The 5,993-nt window shown below is 40.6% G+C and carries 6 protein-coding genes; 1 reads left to right on the forward strand and 5 read right to left on the reverse strand.

Annotated features, from left to right (window positions below; all coding sequences use genetic code 11):
• Positions 1 to 208: 208 nt before the first annotated feature.
• Both HT701_RS09895 and tgt read right to left on the reverse strand, forming a co-directional pair.
• Positions 209 to 2,026, reverse strand: coding sequence for an acyltransferase family protein (locus HT701_RS09895; protein ID WP_172931477.1), 1,818 nt, complete (start codon positions 2,024 to 2,026; stop codon positions 209 to 211).
• Between the two features lie 100 nt (positions 2,027 to 2,126).
• A complete protein-coding gene (gene tgt / locus HT701_RS09900; RefSeq protein WP_100104861.1) occupies positions 2,127 to 3,269 on the reverse strand; it encodes a tRNA guanosine(34) transglycosylase Tgt in 1,143 nt (380 codons plus the stop codon).
• Between the two features lie 116 nt (positions 3,270 to 3,385).
• Between tgt and HT701_RS09905 the strand changes: the two genes are divergently transcribed.
• Complete coding sequence (locus HT701_RS09905; RefSeq protein ID WP_172931478.1) at positions 3,386 to 4,252, forward strand: DUF975 family protein; 867 nt, start codon at positions 3,386 to 3,388, stop codon at positions 4,250 to 4,252.
• Between the two features lie 117 nt (positions 4,253 to 4,369).
• Here HT701_RS09905 and pcp read toward each other — a convergent pair whose 3' ends face one another.
• From pcp to HT701_RS09920, 3 genes are all read right to left on the reverse strand, one after another.
• Positions 4,370 to 5,014, reverse strand: a complete 645-nt coding sequence (gene pcp, locus HT701_RS09910; RefSeq protein WP_119919572.1) for a pyroglutamyl-peptidase I — start codon at positions 5,012 to 5,014, stop codon at positions 4,370 to 4,372.
• Between the two features lie 111 nt (positions 5,015 to 5,125).
• Positions 5,126 to 5,488 carry a DUF1304 domain-containing protein gene (locus HT701_RS09915; RefSeq protein WP_000022854.1) on the reverse strand — a complete coding sequence of 121 codons (363 nt, stop codon included), beginning with the start codon at positions 5,486 to 5,488 and terminating at the stop codon, positions 5,126 to 5,128.
• Between the two features lie 10 nt (positions 5,489 to 5,498).
• Positions 5,499 to 5,924, reverse strand: coding sequence for a MarR family winged helix-turn-helix transcriptional regulator (locus tag HT701_RS09920; protein ID WP_000570119.1), 426 nt, complete (start codon positions 5,922 to 5,924; stop codon positions 5,499 to 5,501).
• Positions 5,925 to 5,993 lie beyond the last annotated feature (69 nt).

The following is a 5,993-nucleotide window of genomic DNA, read 5'->3' on the forward strand; positions in this document are numbered from 1 at the left end:
TCACGTTCGATTTACTAAATGAAAGTTATATAATGAAGTTAGCCACCCAGCCCTCCTAAAAATTAGATGGTTCAACTAGCTGAAAGTGTAGACATAAGAAAACACCTCTGTGTTATACTTGTTGTTCAACCACAAACACAAGAAAGGCACAGAGATGCGATATTTTAAAAGAGTTGGATTTCTCCAACTCTTCTCTTTTTAATACACGTTATTTTGATTTGACTGGCTTGTCTTGAGCTGTCTTCAAGGCTGTGGCAATCGTATCTGCATACAATTTTGCTCCTGCTTCAATAGTGCTAGTGTCACTTCCGAAATGGACTTGGTCTGTTCCTGCCCAAATTTCTGGATGCTCTTTCGCAACTTGATTCCAATCTGCTATCGTGATGTAAGGTGTCTTCTCTGCCAATTCTCTCATGTAGGCAGCAGCCTTCTCAACGATGGCATAGGTCTCTTTTGTCTTATCTCCCTCATAAGGAGTCACCAAAACCATATGGTGGCCCTTAGGAAGATTTTTCACGATACTGTCCCAGTCTTCCTTGTAATTTTCAGGATTATTTACCCCAGTCGCAATGACCACCATCTTAGGTAAAAATTTATTTTGGCTATTGTTTATCATGATTTCATTGGCAGTCTTGGTTGTTCTGCTGACCTGCGCGTTAATTTGTGCTCCAGGAAGAGCTGTCTGCAGGGCTGTATTTGCCCTTAAAGCCACCGAGTCACCAATTAACATAGTGCCATCAGCAATTCCTAAACTATCAGCTTCTGCTCGTTCTGCTATCACTTTTGTTTGGGCAATAGTACTAGCAGCTTGCTTCAAGCCATTGACAGTTAAGTCTGTCTCAAACGCTCCCACTTGTGGTGCCAACAAAGTCACTAAGAAGACAATGAAGGCCAAGATTCCCGTACTTGTTGCAAGAATTGTGTGAATATAAGGCAGGGGACGAAGAGTTTGTAAAATAGGTGTGTTCTTGCCTGCAATCCAAGGTTCCAATACATAAAATGAAAGACTGGCAAATCCATAAGAAAAAATCAAAGTTAATAACACAGCAAGAAGATTTGAGGTCAACTGTGAGAAAATGATGTAGAAAGGCCAATGGAAGAGATAAACTGCATAGCTAGTATCCGCTAAAAAGCTAATCATCTTTGTCTCTTGTATATGATGTGTCTTTTCATGTAAGACACGCGCCGCCAGAATCATAGCAAGAGCTGCAAGGCTAGCAAGTAAGAAGCCCATAAGATAGGCAAAAAGATAGGTAAATTTGACAAAGAAGGTCAAAATGAGTAAGAAGCCAAAACCTCCTCCAAAAACTAAAAGGGTCTTGCGTAAATCCCAGATTTTATCCAACTGCTTGACGAGGGAAGTCGTCTGACGAACGCCTATAATCGTTGCTAGGATACTTCCCAAAAAGAATGGATAGACATGAGTTAAACTGGAGAAGTAAACAGAGGAATAAGAGGTCACTAGAAAACTACCAATAAACATGGAGAAGAAACTGATCAAAAAGGCAGCAGCTGATAAGAGAAAAACCATTCCCCTCAACTGACCATTTGATTTGGACTGTTTGGATAAGAACCAAACTGCCAATCCCCAAAGAATATAGTAGTGAACCTCAACGGCCAAGCTCCAATTATGAACAAACAAATGAGGAATGAACTGAGATTCATAACTCCCACCTGTTAGCAGTTCATAGAAGTTGGTCATGAAGCCTAAGACACCTGCAATCTGACCCCCAATTCCAGCCACATAATCTTGCCGAACTAGGAAGGTAAAGGGCATGGTTACCAAGACCATCAAAACCACAGGTGGCACAATCCGATAAAAGCGTCTCCTAAAAAATCCAAGCAAGTCAATTTCATGATTTTTAGAAAATTCTTCAATAAGTAGAGCTGTAATCAGAAAGCCTGAAAATGTGAAAAAGACATCTACCCCGAAAAAACCTCCAGGAAAGATGGTCTGAAAGAAATGATACAAGAGTACCAGTAGTAAACCTGTAATCCTAATCAAGGAAAACCATTTAATGCGCATACGAGTTTATTCTTCCTTTCATTGTACACTTTATTCTATCAAAAAAAGAAGAAAAATCCCAAGAGAAAACTTAGGATTTTTAGCTTATATCAATTCCATTTTAGAAATTACGACCTGACTTATTGTAACCATATTTTTCAACAAAATACTCACGGAATTCCAAGAGATTGTCATCCATGATGGCTTGTCGCACTTGCTTCATCAGGTTAAGCAAGAAATAAAGATTGTGATAGCTAGTCAAGCGGATACCGAAAGTTTCATCGGCTTTGAGGAGGTGACGAAGGTAGGCGCGTGTATAGTTCTTACATGTGTAGCAATCACACTCAGGATCCAGTGGCGTAAAATCCTCAGCAAACTGAGCATTTTTGACAACCAAACGTCCCTGACTGGTCATACAAGTCCCGTTACGAGCGATACGAGTCGGCAAGACACAGTCAAACATATCCACCCCACGAATGACCCCATCGATTAAGCTATCTGGCGCTCCCACACCCATCAAATAGCGAGGTTTGTTTTCAGGTAGCAGTCGAGTTGTAAAGTCCAAGACCGCATTCATCTCTTCGTGGGTTTCTCCCACTGCCAAACCACCGATAGAGTAGCCTGGGAAATCCATGCTGACAAGGTCATTCGCTGATTGGCGACGCAAGTCTTCAAATCCTGCCCCCTGCACAATCCCAAATAACCCTTGGTCATGTGGACGACGATGAGCCTTCAAGCCACGCTCAGCCCAACGGCTGGTACGCTCGATCGATTTCTTAACGTAATCATAAGGTTGGTAAAACTGGGGACATTCGTCAAAGGACATCATGATGTCTGAGCCCAGATTATTCTGAATAGAGATGGCTTTTTCTGGGGACAAGAACATCTTAGAACCATTGAGATGGTTTTTAAAGGTTACCCCTTCTTCTGTGATATTACGGCTATCAGCTAGGGAATAAACCTGGAAACCACCACTATCCGTTAGGATTGGTTGGTCCCAATTCATGAACTTGTGGAGACCACCAGCGCGTGCGATGAGTTCATCTCCAGGACGAAGCCAGAGATGGTAGGTGTTTGACAGGATAATTCCTGAACCCATCTCCTTCAATTCCTCAGGCGACTGAGTTTTGACAGTGGCTTGTGTCCCAACTGGCATAAACATAGGCGTCGGGAAGGTGCCGTGGGGAGTGATGATTTCTCCCAGACGAGCTCCCGTATGTTTTTCTTTCTTAATCAAACGGTATTTGATTGGTGAATCTGACATTTTTTACCTCCGAAGCTGGGAAAGACAATCCCAGTTCATACTTTGTGCCCAAGGGCATACTGTATGATTCTATCAAAAAAAGCTGGAACTGTCACGAACTATGGTATAATAAGAGAATGAACTATCCAAAAATTGATTTAAAAACAATTCGTCAGGAGTCAAAACATTTTCAGGCTGACACCCCCCGTCTCTTTCTCCTCTATATCCTTCCCAGTATGCTGGTCATCTTATCTGGTTTTCTTAATCCCTTATCTCGGATCCACGTGACTGTTTTAGAACAGCCATTTTTCAGCATACTTGGTCAAATACTTCAAGCCTACCTCTTTCCTCTACTAGTCTCCTTTATCGGGACTATTCTTTTGACCAGTTCCGTCTATGCAACACTGACACTCATGAAAGATTCTAAAACGGAGCCATCTGTAAAAAACAGCCTAGCTCTCTTTGATGAGGAGCGCTTTTCTCAAACCTTTTTGACCCTACTTCTCAAACGTTTCTATCTCTTTTTATGGAGTATCCCTAATTTACTTGGGATTTACTTCCTCTTTTATAGTAGCTTTTTAGCCAAAAAATTCGTCACCCTACATCCTGAGTTTCCAAATCTAGATCTCTCATCAGTTGAAACCGAGCGTTTCCTCATGGTCTTTGGACTCTACTTTCTTGCAAGTCTCATCTTGATCATTGTAGGAAATATCCTCTATATTCCACAGTATTATGCCTATTCACAGGTGGAATTTCTTCTCTGTTATAGTCTAGACTTAGGACAGGCCTCACCAAGACGAATCCTAAAAACTAGCCGTTCCTTTATGAAGGGCTACAAGTTCCAGCACTTTGTCCTAGATTTACAGCTTCTTCCTTGGTACTTCCTCAATTGGATTACCTTTGGCATTGCTAGTTTTTTACTCCTACCTTATATCCAATGTACTAAAATCAGCTTTTATAGAGCAGCACTTAGTAAAAAATACCAACTAAACTACCCCTGGTAGGGCTAGTTTTTCACTCCTACCCTACATTCAAATTAATTAATAAAATGATTTTTTACCGAGCAGTATTGGCTCGAAAACGTCCAAAAGCTTGAAGGTTTTCCCTCAAGCTTTTTTCTATCAATGAGTTTCTCCGCCTACCAACTTGAGATCCTGATCTCCATGTTCTATAATGGCGCCGATTGCCGCTTCTATCCCTCGCCTAATATCCACTAAACTCATAGCTGGAGTTGTAGGTCGATTCACCACCTGTTCCATCATATAAGGAATATGCATAAAACCTGCCTTAACATGTGGAAATTTCTTTTCTACCAAATAGAGGGCCTGATACATCAAATGGTTGCAGACAAAAGTCCCTGCCGTATTGGAAACAGAGGCCGGCAAGCCCTCTTTTTTTATAGCTTGAACAATCGCTTTAATCGGTAAACTACTAAAGTAGGCTGAAGCACCGTCTTGGCGAATGGAAAGGTCAATCGGTTGATTACCATCATTATCAGGAATGCGTGCATCGTCTTGATTTATAGCCACTCGTTCAGGCGTCAAGCTAGATCTTCCACCTGCTTGGCCAATACAAAAGACAAAGTCAGGTTGATAGCGGTTCATCTCTTCTTCCAATACTTGAGCCGATTTGTGAAAGACTGTTGGCACTTCTAACCAACGGACCTCAGCACCATGGATTTCAGCTGGTAAACCTTTAATGGCCTCCAAAGCTGGATTAACCTTTTCCCCTCCAAAGGGCTCAAAACCTGTCACTAATACTTTCATTTCTAACTCCTCAAAACAAATTCAATGAGACTTTTTCTTAAAAACAAGTATAACATATTTCCCTTATTCCGGAGTGAAAAGGACTAGCGAGACTAAGATTGACCTTTGAACTTATTTAAAGAGAAAAATACTAATCAAGGCTAAAATAGCTGGCTCACCTTGCTTCAAAATAATTTTCTTATCTGCTGTGAGAGAGCCATAAGCCGCAGCACCAATCACAAATAAAACAAAAATAGTCACAATTTCTAAATTCTGTGAGAAATAAATCCCATACAGGAGAAAGACTCCTAGCAGAGCATTATAAATCCCTTGATTTTTAAACAGTGAACTTACCGACGGACGAGCTAGTTCTTCCCTGTCCATGTTAAAGACACGACTAGTCGCTTCTGATTGCGTTGCAATACTTTCCAAATAAAAAATGTAAAAATGCTCCAAAGCAACGATTGTTGCTAAAATAATTGTAATAATTGACATCTATTTCTCCTTAAATTTCTATATTTTCAATGCTCAAAACCAATTTGTTTAATAAACGGCTGAATTCTGTTCTCTCAGACTCTGTTAAGATACTTTCCATCTCTTTCTTAACCTTGATATGCTGCAGAGGTGGATTCATCACTAACTGCTCCTTGGCATACTTCGTAGCCTCTACCAAGACTTCTCGCTGATTTTCAGGATTACGATGACGCTCCACCAAACCTTCCTTTTCTAAAATCTTAAAATGCCGTGTCAAAGCAGCCTGATCAATCTTCAAACGCTCCTGAACCGCTATTTGATTACAAGGGGAATGCTTCAACAAAAATAATAAAATCTGATACCGTGTCAAACTAATCCCAAGCCTTTTTTCAAACAATTGCGTACTCGCTTGCTCAGACAAGCGGAGTTGATACAGTAAATCTTGAATCTCTATCATTTCTTCCTCCTTTCTATTGATTTATCAATAGTTGATTAATCAAGTTTAATATAATACTATCCTAAAATC

The sequence above is a fragment of the Streptococcus sp. 10824 genome (assembly GCF_013276595.1).
GTDB lineage: Bacteria > Bacillota > Bacilli > Lactobacillales > Streptococcaceae > Streptococcus > Streptococcus pseudopneumoniae.